At 69.7% G+C, this 14,406-nt stretch carries 19 protein-coding genes; 13 read left to right on the top strand and 6 right to left on the bottom strand.

The window, feature by feature from the left end:
• The first annotated feature begins 34 nt into the window (after nucleotides 1-34).
• From A5643_RS17170 to A5643_RS17155, 4 genes are read left to right on the top strand one after another with little or no spacing between them, the layout of a single operon-like run.
• Nucleotides 35-1,117 (top strand): ferredoxin reductase, encoded by a 1,083-nt coding sequence (locus tag A5643_RS17170; RefSeq protein ID WP_066858456.1) that lies wholly within the window; start codon nucleotides 35-37, stop codon nucleotides 1,115-1,117.
• A 31-nt stretch (nucleotides 1,118-1,148) separates the two neighbouring features.
• On the top strand, nucleotides 1,149-2,258 hold the full coding sequence (locus tag A5643_RS17165) for a fatty acid desaturase family protein (protein ID WP_066858453.1): 1,110 nt from the start codon (nucleotides 1,149-1,151) through the stop codon (nucleotides 2,256-2,258).
• Between the two features lie 44 nt (nucleotides 2,259-2,302).
• The gene (locus A5643_RS17160) at nucleotides 2,303-2,818 is read left to right on the top strand and encodes an SRPBCC family protein (RefSeq protein ID WP_066858450.1); all 516 of its coding nucleotides are present in this window, start codon (nucleotides 2,303-2,305) and stop codon (nucleotides 2,816-2,818) included.
• Entirely contained in the window at nucleotides 2,818-3,879 is a 1,062-nt protein-coding gene (locus A5643_RS17155) for an LLM class flavin-dependent oxidoreductase (RefSeq protein WP_066858447.1), read from the top strand. Before A5643_RS17160 ends, A5643_RS17155 begins: the two co-directional genes overlap by 1 nt.
• A 30-nt stretch (nucleotides 3,880-3,909) precedes the next feature.
• On the opposite strand, the gene A5643_RS17150 is transcribed toward A5643_RS17155, so the two are convergent.
• Together A5643_RS17150 and A5643_RS17145 are read right to left on the bottom strand one after the other, a co-directional pair.
• Entirely contained in the window at nucleotides 3,910-4,122 is a 213-nt protein-coding gene (locus A5643_RS17150) for a TOBE domain-containing protein (RefSeq protein ID WP_066858443.1), read from the bottom strand.
• A 75-nt stretch (nucleotides 4,123-4,197) separates the two neighbouring features.
• Nucleotides 4,198-4,812, bottom strand: a complete 615-nt coding sequence (locus A5643_RS17145) for a TetR/AcrR family transcriptional regulator (protein ID WP_066858441.1) — start codon at nucleotides 4,810-4,812, stop codon at nucleotides 4,198-4,200.
• Between the two features lie 103 nt (nucleotides 4,813-4,915).
• Between A5643_RS17145 and A5643_RS17140 the strand changes: the two genes are divergently transcribed.
• Together A5643_RS17140 and A5643_RS17135 are read left to right on the top strand one after the other, a co-directional pair.
• On the top strand, nucleotides 4,916-6,229 hold the full coding sequence (locus A5643_RS17140) for a cytochrome P450 (protein WP_066858438.1): 1,314 nt from the start codon (nucleotides 4,916-4,918) through the stop codon (nucleotides 6,227-6,229).
• 10 nt (nucleotides 6,230-6,239) lie between these two features.
• Nucleotides 6,240-6,695 carry a PaaI family thioesterase gene (locus A5643_RS17135; RefSeq protein ID WP_066858612.1) on the top strand — a complete coding sequence of 152 codons (456 nt, stop codon included), beginning with the start codon at nucleotides 6,240-6,242 and terminating at the stop codon, nucleotides 6,693-6,695.
• A gap of 1 nt (nucleotide 6,696) precedes the next feature.
• On the opposite strand, the gene msrA is transcribed toward A5643_RS17135, so the two are convergent.
• A complete protein-coding gene (gene msrA, locus A5643_RS17130) occupies nucleotides 6,697-7,158 on the bottom strand; it encodes a peptide-methionine (S)-S-oxide reductase MsrA (protein WP_502686253.1) in 462 nt (153 codons plus the stop codon).
• Nucleotides 7,159-7,340: 182 nt separating this feature from the next.
• On the opposite strand from msrA, the gene A5643_RS17125 reads away from it, so the two are divergent.
• Genes A5643_RS17125 through A5643_RS17110 form a run of 4 tightly spaced genes read left to right on the top strand, consistent with a single transcriptional unit; the run spans nucleotide 7,341 to nucleotide 9,812 of the window.
• Nucleotides 7,341-7,817: an SRPBCC family protein gene (locus tag A5643_RS17125; protein ID WP_066858432.1), complete on the top strand. Its 477-nt coding sequence runs from the start codon at nucleotides 7,341-7,343 to the stop codon at nucleotides 7,815-7,817.
• Between the two features lie 16 nt (nucleotides 7,818-7,833).
• Complete coding sequence (locus tag A5643_RS17120; protein WP_156628865.1) at nucleotides 7,834-8,364, top strand: nuclear transport factor 2 family protein; 531 nt, start codon at nucleotides 7,834-7,836, stop codon at nucleotides 8,362-8,364.
• Nucleotides 8,361-9,401: an NAD-dependent epimerase/dehydratase family protein gene (locus A5643_RS17115; protein ID WP_066858426.1), complete on the top strand. Its 1,041-nt coding sequence runs from the start codon at nucleotides 8,361-8,363 to the stop codon at nucleotides 9,399-9,401. Before A5643_RS17120 ends, A5643_RS17115 begins: the two co-directional genes overlap by 4 nt.
• A gap of 21 nt (nucleotides 9,402-9,422) precedes the next feature.
• The gene (locus A5643_RS17110) at nucleotides 9,423-9,812 is read left to right on the top strand and encodes a DUF427 domain-containing protein (RefSeq protein WP_066858423.1); all 390 of its coding nucleotides are present in this window, start codon (nucleotides 9,423-9,425) and stop codon (nucleotides 9,810-9,812) included.
• Here the strand turns inward: A5643_RS17110 and A5643_RS17105 are convergent.
• Together A5643_RS17105 and A5643_RS17100 are read right to left on the bottom strand one after the other, a co-directional pair.
• Nucleotides 9,809-10,213: a nuclear transport factor 2 family protein gene (locus tag A5643_RS17105; protein ID WP_066858609.1), complete on the bottom strand. Its 405-nt coding sequence runs from the start codon at nucleotides 10,211-10,213 to the stop codon at nucleotides 9,809-9,811. The genes A5643_RS17110 and A5643_RS17105 overlap by 4 nt on opposite strands.
• A 255-nt stretch (nucleotides 10,214-10,468) precedes the next feature.
• Nucleotides 10,469-11,032 carry a TetR/AcrR family transcriptional regulator gene (locus A5643_RS17100; RefSeq protein ID WP_066858420.1) on the bottom strand — a complete coding sequence of 188 codons (564 nt, stop codon included), beginning with the start codon at nucleotides 11,030-11,032 and terminating at the stop codon, nucleotides 10,469-10,471.
• 90 nt (nucleotides 11,033-11,122) lie between these two features.
• On the opposite strand from A5643_RS17100, the gene A5643_RS17095 reads away from it, so the two are divergent.
• From A5643_RS17095 to A5643_RS17085, 3 genes are all read left to right on the top strand, one after another.
• A complete protein-coding gene (locus A5643_RS17095) occupies nucleotides 11,123-11,758 on the top strand; it encodes a TetR/AcrR family transcriptional regulator (protein ID WP_066858417.1) in 636 nt (211 codons plus the stop codon).
• 76 nt (nucleotides 11,759-11,834) lie between these two features.
• Nucleotides 11,835-12,776 carry a class I SAM-dependent methyltransferase gene (locus A5643_RS17090; RefSeq protein WP_066858414.1) on the top strand — a complete coding sequence of 314 codons (942 nt, stop codon included), beginning with the start codon at nucleotides 11,835-11,837 and terminating at the stop codon, nucleotides 12,774-12,776.
• A gap of 25 nt (nucleotides 12,777-12,801) precedes the next feature.
• Entirely contained in the window at nucleotides 12,802-13,743 is a 942-nt protein-coding gene (locus A5643_RS17085) for an SAM-dependent methyltransferase (protein ID WP_066858411.1), read from the top strand.
• Between the two features lie 54 nt (nucleotides 13,744-13,797).
• Here A5643_RS17085 and A5643_RS17080 read toward each other — a convergent pair whose 3' ends face one another.
• Nucleotides 13,798-14,199 carry a group I truncated hemoglobin gene (locus tag A5643_RS17080; protein WP_066858408.1) on the bottom strand — a complete coding sequence of 134 codons (402 nt, stop codon included), beginning with the start codon at nucleotides 14,197-14,199 and terminating at the stop codon, nucleotides 13,798-13,800.
• Between the last annotated feature and the right edge of the window lie 207 nt (nucleotides 14,200-14,406).

Raw genomic sequence — 14,406 nt, 5'->3', positions numbered from 1 at the left:
GACGACCTGGCGGTATGCAAATCACAGTGTACACATGTTCACTCAAACTTTGACGTCCTCGCTCGGGGAGCGGCTGCGTGGAACGCGCCTGCTCAGCGTCCTCACCGGACCGCACGGCGTGGACCGCTACACCGAGCTTCTCGACCCCACCCTGGTGCTCGGCGACGCCCGGGCGAAAGTGGTCGCGGTGCGCCGCACCACCCCGCGCAGTGTCACGCTGAAGCTGGCCCCCAACGCCGCGTTCACCGAACGCCACCCGCTGCGGGCCGGCCAGCACGTCAACCTCACCGTCGAGATCGACGGGCGCCGCCACACCCGCTGCTACTCCCCGGCCAACGTCGAGGGCGCAGGCGAGCTGGAACTGACCATCGGCCACCACGACGGCGGCCTGGTCTCCAGCCACCTCTACGACCACGCCGAGGTCGGCATGGTGGTCGGGCTCGACGGCGTGGCCGGCGAGTTCGTGTTGCCCCCCGAGCGACCGAGGCACCTGCTGTTCGTCGCCGGCGGCAGCGGCATCACCCCGGTGATGGCCATGCTGCGCACCCTGCACGCCGAGGGCTACGACGGCACCGCGACCCTGCTGCACTACGTGCGCAGCGCCGCCGACGCCTGCTACCGCGACGAGCTGGCCGCGATGCCGGGCGTCAGGGTGCTCTACGGCTACACCCGCGACGGGGTCGGCGACGTCACCGGACACTTCGGTCCCGAGCACCTCGCCGCGGCGGTGGGGGAGCGGAGCGTCGAGCCGACGGTGTACGTCTGCGGCCCGGCGGCGCTGGCCGACGCGGTGCGCGCGCACTGCACCACGGTGTACTCCGAGAGTTTCACCCCGCCCGAGTTCGTGCTGCCCACCGAGCCGTCCGGCGGGCAGGTGTCCTTCACCGCCAGCGAGGTCGGCGTCGTCGACGACGGACGCAACCTGCTGGAGCAGGCGGAGGCCGCGGGGCTGAGCCCCCGGCACGGCTGCCGGATGGGCATCTGCCACACCTGCACCTGCCGCAAGACCAGCGGCGTGGTGATGAACCTGACCACCGGCGCGGTCTCCAGCGCCGACCCCGAGAACATCCAGATCTGCGTGAGCGTCCCCGTCGGCGACGTCCAGATCGACCTGTGACCCGCTTTCTATCCCACCGAGGAGAACCACGATGAGCACCAAGACGATCACCCTGACCCCCGAGCAGGCCGACGCGTTCGGCAAGGAGCTCGACGCGATCCGCGAGAGCGTGCTTGCCGACCTGGGCAAGCGCGATGCCGACTACATCCGCCGGGTCGTCAAAACCCAACGCGCGCTGGAGGTCGGCGGCCGGGCGCTGCTGTTCGCCGGCATCCTGCCCCCGGCCTGGCTGGCCGGCACCACCATGCTCGGGCTGGCCAAGATCATCGACAACATGGAGATCGGCCACAACGTCATGCACGGCCAGTACGACTGGATGCGCGACCCGGCGCTGGCGGGCCGAGACTTCGAGTGGGACACCGCCTGCCCGGCCGATCAGTGGCGGCACAGCCACAACTACATGCACCACACCTACACCAACATCGTCGGCATGGACCGCGACATCGGCTACGGCATCCTGCGGATGAGCCCCGATCAGCGTTGGGAGCCCTACTATCTGGGCAACCCGCTGTACGCGTTCCTGCTGATGGTGCTGTTCCAGTACGGCGTGGCGGTCCACGAGCTGGAGTTCGAGCGCATCCGGGCCGGCGAGATCGGCTTCACCGACAAGCGCGAGATGCTGCGTGAGACGTGGCGCAAGGTCCGGCGGCAAACCCTCAAGGACTACGTCGCGTTCCCGCTGCTGGCCGGCCCGTTCGCGCCGTGGGTGTTCGCCGGCAACCTCACCGCCAACCTGATGCGCAACGTCTGGGCCTACACGATCATCTTCTGCGGGCACTTCCCCGACGGCACCCAGGAGTTCAGCGTCGAGGAGACCCGCAATGAGTCCCGCGGCATGTGGTACTTCCGGCAGATTCTCGGCTCGGCGAACCTGACCGGCGGCAAACTGTTCCACCTGCTGAGCGGCAACCTGTCCTTCCAGGTCGAACACCACCTGTTCCCCGACCTGCCCGCGCACCGCTACGCCGAGATCGCCCCGAAGGTCCGGGAGATCTGCGGCCGCTACGGCATCCCCTACAACACCGGGCCGCTGCACAAGCAGTTCGGCTCCGTGGTGCGCAAGATCGTGAAGCTGGCCCTTCCGCCGATCGGTTCCGCCCGCACCGACGCGCCCGCCGAGCAGGCGACGGCCGCGGCCTGAGGTAGCCGACGACACCGGTGCGCTCCGTGGGCCACAATGAGCCCATGGAGTGGACCGGTGCCCGTTATGCCGACAGCCCCACCGTCACGGTGGCCACTGGGATCGACGCGCCGCCGGAGGCGGTGTGGCGAATCGTCACCGACATCGCGGTGATGCCCACCTTCAGCTCCGAACTGCAGTCGGTGGAATGGCCCGGCGACAGCACCGGCCCGGCGCTGGGCGCCACCTTCGTCGGGCACAACCACAACCCGGCGATCGGGCAGTGGAGCGCACCCGCACAGGTCATCGCCTGCGCCGAACCGCGTGAGTTCGCCTGGGCGGTCGGCGATCCCGGCGACCCGGCCGCCGTCTGGCGGTTCACTCTCGAACCGGACGGTGAGGCGACCGCGTTGTCCTACACCGCCCAGCTGGGCCCGGGACCGTCCGGGTTGTCGATGGCGATCGAGGCCATGCCGGAGAAGGAACAGAAGATCGTCTTCGTCCGGCTGCGCGAATTCGAGACCGCGATGACCGCCACGCTCGCGGGCATCAAAGAGCTCGCCGAAGGCGCCGGCGACTGATGCGCGCCGCCACCACGGTCGAGGCATCGGGCTTCGGCGACGACCCGCGGCAGGTGATCGAATTCGTCGTCGAAGCCGAAAAACTGGGCCTGGACCTGTGTTTCGTGGCCGAAGCGTGGGGCTCGGACGCGCCGTCGGCGCTGGGATACCTGGCCGCCCGTACCGAGCGGCTGTTGTTGGGATCCGGGGTGATCCAGATCGGCACCCGGTCTCCGGTGGCGATCGCCCAAGCCGCGATCACTCTGGCCAATCTGTCCGGTGGACGGTTCATGCTGGGGCTGGGCGCTTCCGGGCCACGGGTGATCGAGGGCCTGCACGGCGAGGCGTTCGCCCGTCCGCTCACCCGAATCAAGGAGAGCATCGACATTATCGGCCAGGCGTTCGCCGGGGAGAAGATCACCTACGCCGGCGCCCGCTACACCCTGCCCCGTCCCGACGGGGAAGGCGCCGCGATGCGGCTGTCGACGCGTCCGCAACACCCGATCCCGCTGTACCTGGCGGCCATGTCGCCGGCGATGCTGCGACTCACCGGGGAGGTCGCCGACGGCTGGCTGGGCACCAGTTTCGTGCCCGAAGGGGCGGTGCACGCCTACTTCGCCCACCTCGACGAGGGGTTGGAGCGCTCCGGGCGCACCCGCGCGGACCTCGACATCTGCCAGGGCGCGGAGGTCGCCTTCGCCGCCGACGAGGCCACCCTGAAACACTTGGTCGACGCGCGCAAGGGCGAGCTGGCCTTCAGTCTCGGCGGGATGGGCAGCGTCAACACCAACTTCTACAACCGCGCCTACAGCAGGCAGGGCTGGACCACGGTGGCCGCCGAGATCAAGCAGCGCTGGCAGGCCGGTGACCGCGCCGGGGCCGCCGACCTGGTCACCGACGAGATGGTGTTGGCCACCACGCTGATCGGGACCGAAGAGATGGTGCGCGACCGGCTTGCGGTCTGGAGCGACGCCGGGGTGAACACGGTGCGCCTGTATCCGGCCGGGGACACCCTCGAGGCCAAACTCGACACGTTGGGCCGGGCCATCGAGTTGGTCCGTGCGGTACAGCCGCGCCGGTGAGGGGTTTCGCGTGCCGCCGGCGCTGCCCGGCTACGCGACGCCGATCGTCACCTCGGTGGATTTGATGAACACGGTGGCGTCCTGGCCGGCCTCCAGGCCAAGGCTTTCCGCCGCCTCCTTGGTGATCGAGGAGGTGATGACTTGGTCACCGCCGGCCAGGCGGACCTTCACGGTGGCCATCACCGCGCCGATGTCTACTTCAGCGATGGTGCCGGCTAATTGATTTCGGGTGGAGAGTCGCATCGTGCCCCTTCCGGTCCGTCACAGTCCGCCCAGCGTAAGCGCGAACCAAGCGGTCGAGCGGCCGATCCGGCAAGATCAGCGGGGCGACCGCGAGCCCAGCAACGCGGTCGCGGCGGCCACGGCCGGACCGATGATCTCGCTGGCATCGCGGCCGTCTTCGACGGTGAGCGCGGTCAACTCCCGGATCCCGCCGAGCAGGATCACCGCCAACGGCGGCGTCAGCGGCGGCAGACCGGCACGGCGAAAGCTCGCGTTGCCGCTCAACTCGACCAACAGCTCGGTCAACAGTTGCAGGCCGCGGCGCTGCACCGGGCGGGCGGCCGCGCCCAGGGACGGCAGCTCGCGGATCCAGCTCAAGGTGACCGCCAGTCGCTCGCCGATATGGGCCACGTAGGCGGCCACGGCCGATTCGACCTGATCGCGCCAGGCGATGGAGGGGTCGACGGCGGATCGGATCCGCGCACGCAGCCGCTCTTCGTCGGCGAACAGGAGCTCCAGGAAGCACTCGTCCTTGCCGGCGAACCGGTCGTAGAAGGTGCGTTTCGACGTGCGGGCCGAGCGGACGATGTCGGCCACCGTCGTCGCCCGGTAGCCGCGTTCGGCGAGGGAGGTGGCCAGGCCGTCGAGCAACCGCTGCCGGAACGGGTCGGCGCCGTCGGTGGCTCCCGAGGTCTCGGCCACCGCGGTCATCGCCACGCCACTCCCGTCGCCCTTGTCACTCTTGGTACTTCAGCGTACCGTGCGAGGTGCGCCGTCGTGGTACATCGCGGTACCGGCGGGTAGGAGGAGTTGCATGACGGAAGTCGTCTCAGCCCCGGCGCTCCGGCTGCCACCCGGGCCGCGGATCCCTCGGCTGATCCAGGGTCTCGGCTTCTCGTTCGGCCGTCGCCAGCTGATCCAGCGGGTCGCCCGGCGGTACGGTTCGGCGTTCACCGCTCGGGTGCCCGTCTTCGGATCGATCGTCATGGTGACCGACCCGCAACTGGCCAAACGCGTGTTCACCAGCAGTCCCGAGGTGCTGGGCAACATCCAGCCCAACCTGAGCCGGGTGCTGGGCCCCGGCTCGGTGTTCGCCCTCGACGGCGACGCCCACCGGGCGCGGCGGCGGCTGCTCTCCCCGCCGTTCCACGGCCAGAACATCAAGAACTACGAGCGGATCATCGAAGAGGAGACCCTCGCCGAAACCGCCACCTGGCCGGTCGGCACGCCGGTGGAGACGTTGCGGCCGATGAACCGCATCACCCTCAACGTGATCCTGCGCGCAGTGTTCGGTGCCGAGGGCGCCGATCTGGACGAACTCCGCGAGATCATCCCGCCCTGGGTGACTTTGGGCTCCCGGCTGGTCGCCTTTCCCACCCCGAAACGCACCTACGGGCGCTACTCGCCGTGGGGGCGGCTGGCCGCCTGGCGCGCCCAGTACGAGACCGTCATCGATCGCCTGATTGCGACCGTGCGGGCCGACCCCGACTTGGAGCAGCGCACCGACATGCTGTCGCTGTTGCTGCGCAGCAGCTACGAGGACGGCTCGAGCATGTCGCGCGGGGACATCGGCGACGAACTGCTGACGTTCCTGGCCGCCGGGCACGAGACCACCGCCTCCACGCTGGGCTGGGTGTTCGAACGGATCAGCCGCCAACCGAAGTTGCTGACCCGGCTGACCGAGGAGGTCGACGCCCGCGGCAGCGACCTGCGGCAGGCGACGATCTACGAGCTGCAGCGCAACCGCACCGTCATCGACTTCGCCGGGCGCCGGGTGCTGGCCCCGTACTTCGAGCTGGGCGAGTGGGTGTTGCCGCGGGGCTGTCTGATCGGGGTCAGCATCTCCCAGATTCACGAGAACCCGGCGGCGTTCGACGACCCGGACCGGTTCGACCCGAACCGCTTCATCGACACCCGCCCCGCCACCTTCGCCTGGATCCCGTTCGGCGGCGGCACCCGTCGGTGCCCGGGTGCGACCTTCGCGAACGCGGAAATGGACGTGGTGGTGCGGACGGTGTTGCAGCACTTCACGATCGAGCCGTCGCGAGTAGCGGGAGAGAAATGGCACTCCCGCGGCGTGGCGTTCGTCCCGAAGGACGGCGGCCGCATCGTGGTGCGCCGCCGCTAGCATGACGGCCATGACCGATACCGCCCTTGTCGACATGATGAACGCCGGGATGGCGCAGACCATCCCGGCCGCGCACAACATGGGGGTGAAGATCGTCGAGGCGCGGCGCGGCCACGCCGCGGCCACCGTTCCCGCCGAGGGCAACGGCAATCACTTCGGCGTGGTCTATGCCGGCGTGGAGTTCACCGTTGCCGAGATCCTCGGTGGGGTCATCGCACTGTCCACGTTCGACTCGGCGAAGTACTTCCCGCTGGTGAAGAACCTCGACATCGCCTTCGTCGGGATGGCGCGCTCGGAGCTGCGCGCCGAAGCGAGCCTCGACGACGACACCATCGCCCGGGTGGAGGCCGAAGCGGCCGAGCGGGGCAAGGCCGACTTCGTGCTCGAGGCGACGGTCACCGACGCCGACGGGCAGACCGTGGCCACCACCCGCGGGCTCTACCAGTTGCGCGCCCACGGGCGCTGAGTCAGCGCTCCGCGCCGGCCGGCAGCCGCCACTCGGGCCGGACGAAGTGGCAGGTGTAGCCGCCCGGGTTGCGCTCCAGGTAGTCCTGGTGCTCCGGCTCGGCCTCCCAGAAATCACCGGCCGGACTGACCTCGGTCACCACCGGCGCCGGCCACCGCCCGGACGCGTCGACCTCGGCGATGGTGTCCAGCGCGATCTGCCGCTGGGCGTCGTCGAGGTAGAAGATCGCCGAGCGGTAGCTGGTGCCGATGTCGTTGCCCTGCCGGTTGCGGGTGGTCGGGTCGTGGATCGCGAAGAAGAACTCCAGCAGGCTGCGGTAGTCGGTGCGCCGCGGGTCGTAGGTGATCTCGATCGCCTCGGCATGACCGGCGTGGTTGCGATAGGTGGCGTTGGGCACGTCGCCGCCGGTGTAGCCCACCCGGGTGGCGAGGACGCCGGGCTGTTTGCGGATCAGGTCCTGCATGCCCCAGAAGCAGCCGCCGGCCAGAATCGCCGTCTCGTGTTCGGTCACCGGGTGGCCTCCGTTTCTCTCGCTGCCGCTGGCACCCAACCTACCGACGGCGCCCGCCTCCGGTCGAGTGCGCGAATTCCCGGCCGGGCCGGCCGCCGCGCGACCCTATGATGCCGGTGACGGGAAGGAGTGCGATGCCGGTCGTCGAATCATCGGTGCGGGTCCCGGTCGACCCGGCCACCGCGTTCGCGGTCTCCCAGACCACCGGCGAGATCCGGTTGCGCTGGGACCCGTTCATCGCCAAACAGTGGTTCGTCGACGGGGCGACGGCGCCCGGCAAGGGCGTGCGCACCCACACCCGGCACTGGTCGGGGCTGACCATGATCAGCGAGTACGTCTCGTTCAACCCGCCCACCAACGTCGGCATCAAGATCATCAAGGGGCCCTGGTTCTTCTCGACGTTCGGCAGCGGCTGGCGGTTCGCCCCCACCGGCGACGGCGACACGCTCGCGACCTGGCGGTACAACTTCACCTGCCGGCCGGCCTGGCTGGCGCCGCTGGCCGAGCGTATCGGGCGCTGGTGGCTGGGCCGCGACATCGACAAACGGATCGCCGGATTCGCCCGCGGCTGCGCCGATCCGGTGGTGCTGGCCGCGGTGGAGCAGCGCTGACCGCTCGACAACCCGAATGAAACGTGTTCTAGTTCAGGACGTGACGACTCCGCAGTTCAGCCGCGAGGAATTGGCGGCGGCCTTCGCCACTTTCGAGGACACGGTGGCCCGCGCCGCCTCCGCCAAGGACTGGGACATCTGGGTGGGCCACTACACCGACGACGTCGAGTACATCGAGCACGCCGCCGGCACCATGCACGGCCGCGAACCCGTCCGCGCCTGGATCCGCAAGACCATGTCGACGTTCCCGGGCAGCCACATGGCCGAATTCCCGTCGCTGTGGTCGGTGATCGACGAACCGACCGGGCGGATCATCTGCGAACTGGACAACCCGATGATCGACCCGGGCGACGGCACGGTCATCAACGCCACGAACATCACCATCCTCACCTACGGCGGCGACGGCCTGTGGCGGCGCCAGGAAGACGTCTACAACCCGCTGCGGTTCGCGTCCGCGGCGATGAAATGGTGCCGGAAGGCCAAGGAACTGGGCACCCTCGACGACGAGGCGGCCCGCTGGATGCAGCAGTACGGAGGCGGCGCATGAACACCCCGGCCAAACTCGTCATCGGGGCCAACGGATTCCTCGGCTCGCACGTCACCCGGCGGCTGGTGCAAGACAGCCCGGCGGGCACCGAGATCCGCGCCATGGTGCGCCCCAACGCCAACACCCGCAGCATCGACGACCTGGACGTGACCCGCTTCCACGGCGACATCTTCGACACCGCCACTCTGCGGGAGGCGATGACCGGCGTCGACGTGGTGTACTACTGCGTCGTCGACACCCGTGCGTGGCTGCGCGACCCGGCCCCGCTGTTCCGGACCAACGTCGAGGGCCTGCGCAACGTGCTCGAGGTCGCCAAGACCATGGACCTGAACCGGTTCGTGTTCACCAGCAGCTACGCCACCGTCGACCGCCGGCGCGGCAAGGTCGCGACCGAGGACGACGTTCTCGACCCGCGCGGGCTCACCCCCTATGTGGCCTCGCGGTTGCAGGCCGAGCAGATGGTGCTGCGCTACGCCACGGAAGAGGGGCTGCCCGCGGTGGCGATGTGCGTGTCCACCACCTACGGCGACGGTGACTGGGGCCGCACGCCGCACGGCGCGTTCATCGCCGGCGCCGTGTACGGCAAGCTTCCGTTCCTGATGAAGGACATCGCCCTGGAGGTGGTCGGCGTCGATGACGCGGCGCGGGCGTTGCTGCTGGCCGCCGAGCACGGCCGGGTCGGGGAGCGCTACCTGATCTCGGAGAAGATGATGGCGCTGACCGACGTCATCCGCGTCGCCGTGGAGGAGGCGGGGGTGGCGATGCCGCCGCGCACCATCCCGGTGCCGGGGCTCTATGCGCTCGGCGCGCTGGGCAGCCTCAAGGCGCGGCTCAGCGGTAAGGACGCCGAGCTGTCGGTGACCTCGGTGCGGATGATGCGCGCCGAAGCGCCGGTGGACCACGCCAAGGCGGTGCGCGAGCTGGGGTGGCAGCCGCGCCCGGTCGAGGAATCCATCCGGGAGGCCGCCCGGTTCTGGATGCGGCTGAAGAAACCCGAGAGTAAAACCGAAGGTGTGCGGGAGGTCTGGGACCTCTAGCGGCGACGGCGGAAGGAACCCATGACCGAGGCGAACGACCGGCCGGTCCTGGTGCCCACCGCCGACCATCCGATCACGGTCACCCCGACCGGGCATCGGGTGACCGTCCGGTGCGGTGGACAGCTGATCGCCGACACCGAAAACGCCCTGACCGTGCGGGAAGCGGGCTATCCGGCGGTGCAGTACATCCCGTTGGCCGATGCCGATCCGGCGGCGCTGAGCGGCACCGACAGCCACAGCTACTGTCCGTTCAAGGGGGAGGCCAGCTACTACCGGATCCGCACCGCCGACGGGAACGTCGTCGACGACGCGGCCTGGACCTACCGGCGCCCCCATCCGGCTGTCGCGGCGATCGGTGGGCATGTCGCGTTCTACCCGCGGGCCGCCCAGATCAGCATCGCGCCGGATTAGCCGGCGTTGTCGGTGGCGGGAAGCACCTGCTCGGCGAGGCGAGCGTCGCTGTACTCCCGCAACTCGACGATCAGCCCGTCACGGGTTTCGACGACGAACGCCACCGGGCTGTCGTAGCGATCGCCCGCGGTGGTGACCCCGGTCGCGCGCGCTTCGACGACCACGGTCTCGCCTTCGTTGATGCAGCCGAGCAGGTCGAGGGTGACCTCGACGGTCTGCTTGCGGTGCTCGACCAGCCGACGCAGCGCCGCCTGGTCGATGTGGCGATCGAGGGCGATGCTCCAGTAGCGGAAGTCCTCGGCGAGCAGGGCGAAGCCTTCGTCGAGGTCGCCGTCTTCGCAGAGGCACTGCAGAAACAACCACGCCAGCCCGGCTTGCGGGTCGTCGAACGGCGTGGTCACCAAGCCATCCTGACGCTGAAGCCAGGGGCGGTCAATCGAAAGCCGGTCGGTTTAGGTGGGCGAGATCTGCGCGGCGATCACGATCACGACGGTGGCGATGATCAGCACGGCCAGCATCCCCAGCGTGAAGATGCGGATACCGCGCGCGTAGTTCACTGGTCCATCTGACACTACGGGCCTCCTCGTGTTCAGCGCCCAGTATAGGCACGGCCCGACCGCGGACCCGCGGTGGTCATGGCCGAGGAGCCGGGGCGGTCAGTGGCCCGGGACCTCGGCGAACTTCCCGGCGTCGAGTGCGTCGAGCAATTGCTCGATGATCCAGGCCAGGGCGCCGTCGTCGCGGGGCAGCGTGGCCTGCTCGTAACCGATCACGGTGTAGAGCACGCACTGAGCGAAGACTTGCGCCTGCCGCTCGTTGCCCATGAGCTCCACGGCGGCGTCGTAGACGGCGTCGAACCGGAGCCGGTCGACTTTCCATTGCACCTCGCGGATGGTGGGATCCAACGCACTCCACACCCGGATGGCGGCCTCGGCGCCGTGCACCAGCCGACGGCCGGCGTGCAGCATCGCCTCGATGCGCTGCCGCGGATCGGGGTTGTCCTCAATTTTTTGGCTGATCCGGCGGCAACGTTCCTCCAGCCAGTGATCGATCAGGCCGTGGGTGAAGGCCGACCAGTTGGTGAAGTAGTGGTAGAAGGATCCGCTCGTCACGCCCAGCCGGGAGCAGACCTCGGCGAGTTTGAGCCCGCTGTAGCCGCGGTCGGCCAGGATGGCCAGACCGGTTTCGAAATACGCGTCCCGCGAGACCGGCGGTGTCATGGCTAGAGTTTATATTGTCGAGGCCGACAAATTTAGAGTGCAATTGCTCCCGCCGCGCCGGTCCTCCGGAGTTGTGGCAAACTTTTCACTGTGCCTCCCGTCGCGGGCCGAGGTCCGGGTCGCCCCCCAGCTACAAGTGGCGTCGAGACCCGCAAGAACATCGTTCGGGCCGCGCGCGAGGTGTTCGGCGAACTCGGGTACAGCGCGGCCACCTTCCAGGAGATCGCCAACCGGGCCGGCCTGACCCGGCCGGCGATCAACCACTACTTCTCCGACAAGGGCACGTTGTTCCGCGCGGTGCTCGCCGAAACCAACGTCCTGGCCGTCGGCGTGGGGATCGAACGCGCCGCCGCCGAGACCACGCTGCGGGGACGGCTGTCGGCGTTCACCTCCTCGGCGGTGGCGGCCGCTGCGGCGGATCGGTCGGTGGCGGCGTTCATGGTCGTCGCCATGCTGGAAGCGCGCCGCGACCCCAGCCTGATGCCGCCGGATACCGACCCGTTGGCCCGGTCGCGGAAGTTCCTGACCGGGGTGGTCGACGACGCCATCCGAAACGGTGACTACGACAGCGACGTCGATGTGGCGGGCCTGGTCGAGGTGCTGGTCTCGACGCTGTGGGGGCTGGGCTTCTACGCCGGGTTCATCGGCGAGCCGGTCGAAGTGCGCGAGACGGGGGAGCGGGTCGAGAGGCTCCTCACCAACCGGTTGTGGCGGTTGCGGGACTGAACGACGCGGCCGGGGCGCCAAAACCGCACATCGGCCCATAGCTTGGCTAACTATTCGGGTAGGATGGCGCGGGACTATGAGCGAGCAGGTGCAGTCGGTCCGAACCGACGATGACAGCTGGGACATCACCGAAAGCGTCGGCGCCACCGCATTGGGCGTGGCCGCCTCCCGCGCGGCCGAGACCGCCGGGCCGGACCCGCTGATCCGTGACGAGTTCGCCCGGCCACTGGTCACCGCCGCCGGCTCGGCGTGGGCCCGGCTCACCGACCCGGATTCGGGGTGGCTCGACCCCGACGACCGGTACGGGCACCGCATCCACGCCATGGCCCGCAACTACCAGGCGGTGCGCACCCACTTCTTCGACACCTTCGTCACCGGCGCGGCCGCCGCCGGAATCGGGCAGGTGGTGATCCTGGCCGCCGGCCTCGACGCCCGGGCCTACCGCCTGGACTGGCCGGTGGGCACCACGGTGTTCGAAATCGACCAGCCCAGGGTGCTGCAGTACAAGGCTGAGACCCTCGCGGGGCACGGCGCGGAACCGGCGGCGACCCGCCGGCCGGTCGCCGTCGACCTGCGGGCGGACTGGCCCGCCGCGCTGTGCGACGCCGGCTTCGACGCGGACCGCCCCACCGCCTGGCTGGCCGAAGGGCTGCTGCCCTACCTGCCCGCCGACGCCCAGGACCGGCTGTTCGCCGAGGTGACCGCGTTGAGCGCACCGGGGAGCAGGATCGCCGTCGAGGCGTTCCGCCTGACCCGTCCCGGCGAGGAGGACGAGCGGCACCGCGCCTTCCGCGAGCGCGCGGCCCGGATCCGGGAGCGGCTGGGGATCGGAGTGGACATCGCCACCTTGACCTACCGCGAACCCGACCGTGCCGCCGCCGCCGACCTGCTCAACGGCCACGACTGGCTGGTCACCGTCGTGGAGGGCCACGACGAGATGGCCCGGCTGGGCCGCCCGGTCCCCGACGACCTGCTCGAGCAGACCACCAGCACCGTCCTGCTCACCGCGCAGCGGTGACCCTGCCACCAGAAACGAGGATCCGATGGGCGCACTGCGCAGCCACGACGACACCTGGGACATCGCGACCAGCGTGGGCACCACCGCGGTGATGGTCGCCGCGGCCCGCGCGGTGGAGACCGAGAGCCCGGAGGCGTTGATCGCCGACCCGTACGCCAAGCTGCTGGTCGCCAGCGCCGGCACCGGGGTCTGGGAGATGATGCTGGACGAGTCGATGGAACAGAAGCTGGAATCGGTCGACCCGGAAACCGCGGCCATCTTCCACCGGATGCGCGGCTACCAGGCGGTGCGCACCCGCTTCTTCGACGCCTATTTCGCCGACGCCGCCGCCGCGGGCATCCGGCAGGTGGTGATCCTGGCCTCCGGGCTGGACTCGCGGGCCTACCGGCTGGACTGGCCGGCCGGCACCACCGTCTTCGAGATCGACCAGCCCAAGGTGCTCGAGTACAAGGCGGCCACCCTCGAGCAACACGGGGTGCAGCCGTCGGCGCGACGCGAAGCCGTGGCGTGCGACCTGCGCCAGGACTGGCCGGCCGCGCTGCGTGCCGCGGGCTTCGACCCCGAGCAGCCGACCGCGTGGCTGGCCGAGGGGCTGCTGATGTATCTGCCCGCCGACGCCCAGGACCGGCTCTTCGAGCAGATCACCGCCCTCAGCGCGCCGGGCAGCCACCTCGCCGCCGAGACCGCCGCGCACCAACCCGAGGAGCGGCGCGAGCAGATGCGGCTGCGCTTCCGCAGCGCCGCGGAGAAGATGGGCATCCCGCAACCGGTCGACTTCGCCGACCTGACCTACAACGACCCCGACCGCGCCGAGCTGGCCGACTGGCTGGACGCGCACGGCTGGTCGGCGACGGCCCGCTCCTCCAAGGAGGAGATGCAGGCGGTGGGCCGCTGGGTGGACTCGGTGCTGGACGACCCGAACGCCGACGCGTTCTCCCGGTTCGTGCGGGCGCAGCGGCAGGGATAGCGCAACGGCGCCGGCCCGGGCAGCCGTTGTTGAACCCGCCGCGCCGAGTGTTCGCTACCGCGCCGGGGCGGACGCCAGCGGGCCCGTCACCGGTTTCGGTGCGTCCGAGGCGATGTCGGCGGCCAGCGGCGCGAGCAGGGCAACGATGTCGTCGATCTCCGTCGCGGACACGCCCGCATCCCGAAACGCCGCAATCAGGTGTTCGGCGACCAGCGTGAAATGGCGGAGCCGGATGCCGCGGCCTCGGTGCGCCTGTTTGAGCGACGGCCCGGTGTAGGGCAGCGGGCCACCCATCGCCGCCGCCAGGAAATCGATCTGTTTGCCGATCTGGCGCTGCATATTGACACCGGCGAAAAACCCGCTGAGGGCGTCGTCGGCGAGTACCCGGTCGTAGAAACGCGGGACCACGGTTTCGAGCGTTTCGTGGCCGCCGATGCGGTCATACAGTGTGCTCATTTCGCCATTGCACACCGGGGACGATTCCGTCGGATTAGGGCGAAGTTACGTCGCGGTTTCGGTCGATCACCGCCGGTTAACGGGGCGTGCCAGCCCCGCCACCGTGGACCGCGTGACGCGCCCGGTCGATCTGTTCGCCCCCCGACGTGGCGGCTGCCGCATAAACTGCCACCCCGACGGCGCCGAGTGGATCGGCCCACCGTATAC

The sequence above is a fragment of the Mycobacterium sp. 1274756.6 genome, from assembly GCF_001668625.1.
Classification (GTDB): Bacteria; Actinomycetota; Actinomycetes; order Mycobacteriales; family Mycobacteriaceae; genus Mycobacterium.
This window is presented reverse-complemented; position numbering and strand designations above follow the sequence as displayed.

Excerpts from the sequence above, each read along its gene's own strand:
- A5643_RS17170 (WP_066858456.1), top strand. The coding sequence starts at position 35 with ATGTTCACTCAAACTTTGACGTCCTCGCTCGGGGAGCGGCTGCGTGGA.
- A5643_RS17165 (WP_066858453.1), top strand. The coding sequence starts at position 1,149 with ATGAGCACCAAGACGATCACCCTGACCCCCGAGCAGGCCGACGCGTTC.
- A5643_RS17160 (WP_066858450.1), top strand. The coding sequence starts at position 2,303 with ATGGAGTGGACCGGTGCCCGTTATGCCGACAGCCCCACCGTCACGGTG.
- A5643_RS17155 (WP_066858447.1), top strand. The coding sequence starts at position 2,818 with ATGCGCGCCGCCACCACGGTCGAGGCATCGGGCTTCGGCGACGACCCG.
- A5643_RS17150 (WP_066858443.1), bottom strand. The coding sequence starts at position 4,122 with ATGCGACTCTCCACCCGAAATCAATTAGCCGGCACCATCGCTGAAGTA.
- A5643_RS17145 (WP_066858441.1), bottom strand. The coding sequence starts at position 4,812 with ATGACCGCGGTGGCCGAGACCTCGGGAGCCACCGACGGCGCCGACCCG.
- A5643_RS17140 (WP_066858438.1), top strand. The coding sequence starts at position 4,916 with ATGACGGAAGTCGTCTCAGCCCCGGCGCTCCGGCTGCCACCCGGGCCG.
- A5643_RS17135 (WP_066858612.1), top strand. The coding sequence starts at position 6,240 with ATGACCGATACCGCCCTTGTCGACATGATGAACGCCGGGATGGCGCAG.
- msrA (WP_502686253.1), bottom strand. The coding sequence starts at position 7,158 with ATGCAGGACCTGATCCGCAAACAGCCCGGCGTCCTCGCCACCCGGGTG.
- A5643_RS17125 (WP_066858432.1), top strand. The coding sequence starts at position 7,341 with ATGCCGGTCGTCGAATCATCGGTGCGGGTCCCGGTCGACCCGGCCACC.
- A5643_RS17120 (WP_156628865.1), top strand. The coding sequence starts at position 7,834 with ATGAAACGTGTTCTAGTTCAGGACGTGACGACTCCGCAGTTCAGCCGC.
- A5643_RS17115 (WP_066858426.1), top strand. The coding sequence starts at position 8,361 with ATGAACACCCCGGCCAAACTCGTCATCGGGGCCAACGGATTCCTCGGC.
- A5643_RS17110 (WP_066858423.1), top strand. The coding sequence starts at position 9,423 with ATGACCGAGGCGAACGACCGGCCGGTCCTGGTGCCCACCGCCGACCAT.
- A5643_RS17100 (WP_066858420.1), bottom strand. The coding sequence starts at position 11,032 with ATGACACCGCCGGTCTCGCGGGACGCGTATTTCGAAACCGGTCTGGCC.
- A5643_RS17090 (WP_066858414.1), top strand. The coding sequence starts at position 11,835 with ATGAGCGAGCAGGTGCAGTCGGTCCGAACCGACGATGACAGCTGGGAC.
- A5643_RS17085 (WP_066858411.1), top strand. The coding sequence starts at position 12,802 with ATGGGCGCACTGCGCAGCCACGACGACACCTGGGACATCGCGACCAGC.
- A5643_RS17080 (WP_066858408.1), bottom strand. The coding sequence starts at position 14,199 with ATGAGCACACTGTATGACCGCATCGGCGGCCACGAAACGCTCGAAACC.